This is a genomic window from Arthrobacter sp. Hiyo1, assembly GCF_001263615.2.
Lineage (GTDB): Bacteria > Actinomycetota > Actinomycetes > Actinomycetales > Micrococcaceae > Arthrobacter.
The window spans coordinates 924,432-929,696 of sequence record NZ_DF952469.1 but is presented as its reverse complement, the minus strand read 5'-3'; the positions used below and the strand labels follow the sequence as shown (position 1 = coordinate 929,696).

At 63.9% G+C, this 5,265-nt stretch carries 7 protein-coding genes; all 7 read left to right on the top strand.

What is annotated here, in order from left to right:
• Positions 1 to 975: amidase (locus tag AHiyo1_RS08570; RefSeq protein WP_148667503.1), on the top strand; the 975-nt coding region annotated here is incomplete at its 5' end.
• An 80-nt stretch (positions 976 to 1,055) separates the two neighbouring features.
• Entirely contained in the window at positions 1,056 to 1,613 is a 558-nt protein-coding gene (locus tag AHiyo1_RS25480; protein ID WP_216363156.1) for a hypothetical protein, read from the top strand.
• Entirely contained in the window at positions 1,601 to 2,488 is an 888-nt protein-coding gene (locus tag AHiyo1_RS25475) for a sensor histidine kinase (RefSeq protein WP_216363155.1), read from the top strand. Before AHiyo1_RS25480 ends, AHiyo1_RS25475 begins: the two co-directional genes overlap by 13 nt.
• Positions 2,445 to 2,681, top strand: a complete 237-nt coding sequence (locus tag AHiyo1_RS28215) for an ATP-binding protein (RefSeq protein WP_445286193.1) — start codon at positions 2,445 to 2,447, stop codon at positions 2,679 to 2,681. Before AHiyo1_RS25475 ends, AHiyo1_RS28215 begins: the two co-directional genes overlap by 44 nt.
• On the top strand, positions 2,678 to 3,349 hold the full coding sequence (locus AHiyo1_RS08560) for a response regulator (protein WP_059388273.1): 672 nt from the start codon (positions 2,678 to 2,680) through the stop codon (positions 3,347 to 3,349). Before AHiyo1_RS28215 ends, AHiyo1_RS08560 begins: the two co-directional genes overlap by 4 nt.
• A gap of 88 nt (positions 3,350 to 3,437) precedes the next feature.
• Complete coding sequence (locus AHiyo1_RS08555; RefSeq protein WP_059388272.1) at positions 3,438 to 4,631, top strand: virginiamycin B lyase family protein; 1,194 nt, start codon at positions 3,438 to 3,440, stop codon at positions 4,629 to 4,631.
• A 66-nt stretch (positions 4,632 to 4,697) separates the two neighbouring features.
• Positions 4,698 to 5,180, top strand: coding sequence for an SRPBCC family protein (locus tag AHiyo1_RS08550; protein ID WP_059388271.1), 483 nt, complete (start codon positions 4,698 to 4,700; stop codon positions 5,178 to 5,180).
• Positions 5,181 to 5,265 lie beyond the last annotated feature (85 nt).

The following is a 5,265-nucleotide window of genomic DNA, read 5'->3' as shown; positions in this document are numbered from 1 at the left end:
TCGAAAAGTCCCTGGGGGGCGGAGCGCTACGCCGGCGGGTCCAGCATCGGTTCGGGAGTGGCCGTGGCCGTCGGGAGCGCACCGGGCGCCCTGGGCACGGATACCAGTGGATCCGTGCGGAATCCGGCGTCGGTGAACGGGCTGGTGGGCCTCAAAGCCACGGCCGGACTGGTGGACGGTTCGGGCGTTCTCAACGTCAGCCATACTCTTGACCACATCGGTCCGATCACTCGAAGCGTGTCGGATTGTGCGGTGCTGCTCCAAGGCATGCTGGAGCCCGCGACGGCGGCACGCCTTCAGGAGATGGTGCTCCCCGAGGCGATGCCGGCCCCGACCCGGGTGGCGGTGGATCGTGGCGCTTGGGCCGAGTGGGAGGTCACGCCGGAAGTGGCTGCGGTCCTCGAGCAGGCTCTGATGGTTTTGCAAGGACTCGGGGTGGAGCTTGTTGAGGTGTCCCTCCCGGAACTGAAGATGGCCCTGCCGGCGAGCTTGGCGATTTCGCTGTCCGAATCGGTCGAACACCATCGCGAACTATTGGCCGGAAGCGCTGACAAGTATCTCCGCGGAACCCGCGTGATGATCGAAACCGGCGCCTTGGTGCCGCGAGAAGACGTCCAGTTGGCGCATCAAGTGCGCTCGTCTCTTCGCGCCTCCCTGCGGACTGCCATGGACAACGCAGGAGTCCAGGCTTTGGTGTCCCCGACGCTGCCGTCCATCGCGCCGATCGAAGCTGACATGTCCCATTCGCTCACCGGCTCAACGGGGAAGGATTCCCTCTCCAGCGCGCTCATGATGCTCTCGCCGGCCAACCTCACCGGAATGCCCGGACTCAGCATCCCGTGCGGATTTGCCGGAGGACAGCCGGTGGGGATGCATTTCCTGGGACGGGAATTCGCGGAGGCGGATCTCTTGGGCATCGCACACGTCTATGAGAAACATACCTCGTGGCATGCCAAGGTGCCGGTGCGCCGCTGAGCCGTAGTAGCCGTGAACTTTGTCACATAAGCTACTAGGAGAGTAGGAAGAGGTTGGCAGTGCATCCAGAGTCGCGTGGCTTGCGATTTTTCGGCGCGCGCTGGAAGGCCCGGCCCCTTGCCTCCCAGATTCTGGTGTGGTTGCTCTGCATCCTCTTTGTGACAGTCACTCTGGGCGCGCTTCTTTACACCCAGATCAGCAACCAGACCCTCGAAGACCAGTACAGGCTCCGGGCGCTGGGAATCGCCACGACGGTGGCGCAAATGCCGGAAATCGTGACGTCGCTGGGGAACGGAGATCCCACGCACTCGATTCAGGCGATCGCGAGCAAGGTCCAGTCCCAGGCACAGCCGGACTACGTCGTGGTCACCGATCGGAAAGGTGTCCGGTACTCCCACCCGAATCCAAACCTCATCGGGCAGACCCTGGAAGAACCCGTCGCGGTCCTTGACGGGCAGACCCACGTCGGAATAGACAAAGGCAGCCTTGGCGACTCAGTCAACGCCAAGGCGCCGGTGCGCGCGGCGGACGGGACCGTCGTCGGGCAGGTCTCGGTGGGAATCCTGGAGACCACGGAAAGCAGCGAACTCACCAAGCAGGTGTTGCTGATCGCCGGCTATTCAGCGTGGTGCTCGTGATCAGTGCCATGGGTTCGGCCCTTCTGGCGCGCCGAATCAAGCGGGTCACCTTCGATCTCGAACCGGTGGAGATTGCGTCCCTCCTGCAAGAGCGCGAAGCCTTGCTGCACGGCATCCGCGAGGCGATGATCGGCTTCGACGACGACGGCCGGGTCACCGTCATCAACTCCGAGGCACGCTCCCTGCTACATCTGGAAGAAAACGTGCTGGGAGAGAAGATCGAGGATCTTCTGCCGCCCGGACGGCTTCGTTCCCTCCTGACGGGTGAGATCAGCGGAACCGACCAGATCGTGATCACCGAGGACGCCTTGCTGGTGGTCAACCGGATGTCCGTTGCCCTGGCTGGAAGGAGCATCGGCTCGGTGGTCACATTGCGTGATCGTACCGAGGTTGAGGGCCTCGTCCGCGACCTTCGCTCGGTCGAAGGCCTGATGGAAGCCTTGCGCGCACAGGAGCATGAGTACGCCAACCGTCTCCACGTGGTGGACGGACTCTTGGAGCTTGGAGATGTGGACCAGGCGCGGAATTTCGTATCGCGGATTTCGGACACCTCGCGCTCACTTGGCGAAGGACTGCGCTCGCGGATCGAGCCGCCGGAGCTCGCGGCGCTGCTGCTCGCGAAAATCACCGTGGCTGCCGAGCAGGATGTGGAAATCTCGGTGACCGACGACTCCCAGCTGCGCCAACCGTTCCTTGAAACGCAAGCACTGCTGACGATCGTCGGGAACCTCCTGGACAACGCCGTCGAGATCCTCGCGGAGCAACCCACACCCCGTGAGGTGACCATCCAACTGGACGACTCCTCGGGCATTTTCATTTGCGTGACCGACAATGGGCGGTGTTCCTGCAGAATTGGTGGGCACGATCACCGCTGACGGATTCACCACGAAAGAACCGCGGCCGGGAATGCGTCGCGGGATAGGCCTTGCGCTGGTGAGCCGGATCGTTCACCGTGCGGGAGGAACCATGGATGTTTTCCCCGGACCCGGGGGACGCTTTGAAATCTGGTTACCGGAACCGCGTTTGGAATCCGAAACCCCGGTCATGACAGGAAAATCGATCGAATGATCCGCACCTTGGTGGTCGACGACGACTTCCGCGTAGCGCGCATCCACGCCAGCCGCGTGGCCAAAATAGAGGGATACGAATGCGTCGGCGAGGCACACACCGCGGCGGAGGCCAGGGAAGCCGTGCAGCGGCTCAAACCGGACCTTCTTCTGCTGGATGTCTACCTCCCCGATGAAGACGGCATCAGTTTACTGCGGTCCCTTCAGGGAGCCGGCGAAAAGCTCGACGCCGTCATGATCACCGCCGCCCGGGACCTTGAGACCGTGCGGGCCGCCATGCGCGGGGGAGCGGTGTACTATCTCGTCAAACCGTTCGGCTTCGAGCAGCTGCAAACCCAGCTCGAGGCCTATCGGCGCTGGCGGCAGGAAGCGGAGTCCCGGACCGTGGCCGACCAGGCGACCGTGGACCAGCTCTTCAGCCTGCGCCGGACGGCTCCCCCTGCGAAAGCACCCCGGCGCCTGCCGCCCACCATGCAAAAAGTCCTCGACATGGTGGTTCACTCCACGGAGCCTTTGGGTGCCTCGGAGATTGCCGGCAGCGTCGGCATCAGCCGCCCGACGGCCCAGCGCTATCTCAGCGAACTCGAACGCAAAGGACTAGTTGACCTGCATTTGGCCTACGGTTCGACCGGCCGCCCGGTCAACACGTATCTGCCGCGCAAGGGGTGAGGACCGGCGGCGGGATATGCTGCAGACGCGGAGCACGCTCCGCTGAGCCGGCGTCCAGCGCCGTTGTGGGGATTTTGGGGGAAGAAAAGTGAAATCTTGGAGCCTGGCCGTCGTGGCCGCGACGGCGTTCGCCTATCTGGGCGCTGTGCCTGCGATGGCGGCACCTTCGGAAGTTCTGGACGTGAGCGGGGTGCCCGTTGGCGTGGTGGTTGGTTCCGACGGCACTGCGTATGTCGGCAACTATGGAGCGGCCGGCGGCATCAGTGTGATACCGCCCGGAGACGCTAAGCCTTCCCGGACTATCACCACGGGAGGATATACCTCCGGCCTGGCATTGGCCCCGGACGGCACCCTGTACGTCGCGGAACGGGACAGCGCCAGCAATCAGTACGACGTGGGCGTTATTCCTGCTGGCGCGAGCGGCGTGGCCCGGAGAATTCCGGTTTCCCCCGGAAGCCATCTGATCGCCGCAGGACCTGATGGGACGATCTATGTTCCGAACCACTCGGAGCACACCGTGTCGGTCATTGCACCGAACGGATCGACCGTGGGCCGGACAGTACCCGTCGGAGCAGGGCCGGTGGAGGTCGCAGTCACGAAGGACGGCACCGCGTTCGTCGCGAACCAAATCGCAGGGACGGTCTCGGTCATTCCTTCCGGAGCGAGCGCCGTCTCACGGACCATTCAGGTTAGTTCGACACCCGGCGACACCGAGAACCCCCACGGGATCGCCGCCGGGCCCGACGGAACAATTTACGTCACCAACATCAGTTCCGATCGGGTAGCTGTCATCAAGCCGGACACTGATACGGTTGCATACCGTATCTTCGTCCCGGGAGGCCCCCAAGAGGCAGCCGTCGGGCAGGACGGAACCCTGTACGTGACCACTGTCCAGGACCGCGTGCTGTCCGTCGTCCCGCCGGGCGCAACAGCTGTGGGATCCTCCATTCCCACTGATAAGAACTCCGGCCATCTGGCTGTGGCTCCGGACGGGACGCTCATCGTGACGAGCCCGGGCAACGGTACCGGCGACGGCTCGGTATCCCGTTACGCCGCGGTTGCCGCGGGCGCAACAACCTCTGCAGCCTCGAAGCCCGCGCCTGCGGCCACCACAGCCAGAACGCAATCCGACGACGGGACTGTCAGCCCCTGGAGCATCATCACTGCAATCGGCGGCGCCGCCGCGATAGTGGCAATCGCCGTCGCAGTCTTCATCGTGGCCTCGGGACGCCGCAAGAGATCCGCCCTTGGCGACGGCGGCAAGCCTCGATCTGCAACCTAGGGGTTGCTCTTTCTTTAGGTTAATGCAACCCTGTAGTTGCAGTAACTGACTGAAAGGAACAGAATCATGACTATGACTGCAAACCAGGCCTCCGTCGTCGATGCCGGCGAGTTCACCGTGAGGCGCACCATCACCATCGCAGCACCAATCGAGAAGGTTTGGGCCGCGATCACCGAAGCCGAGCACATCGCGCGGTGGTTCGGACAGACCGCCGTCCTCGACGACGTCGCCGTCGGCGCCGGCGGTGTCTTCTCTTTCGAAGGATACGGCGCCTTCCCGGTGCGGATCGAGGAGCTCGACCCACCCCGAATGATTGCCTACCGCTGGAGCAACGACGACGCGCGCGGCACCCAGCCCACCGAGGTCGATCCTGACCGTTCGACCGTTTTCCGCTTCACGCTTGAAGCGCTCGACGGCGGAACGCAGCTCACCGTCGTCGAGACCGGTTTCGACACGACGAGCGATCCGGCGTTCAACATGGAGAGCCACCGCCAGGGCTGGGACTCGGAACTCGACGAACTGGCCGCTTATGTCGAGGGTGGGTCGTGACCGCGAGCACCCTGGTTCCCGTGTTCGCCGCGCTCGGCGACGAGACGAGGTGGAGCATCCTGGCTGCCCTCGGCGAGGGCGACGC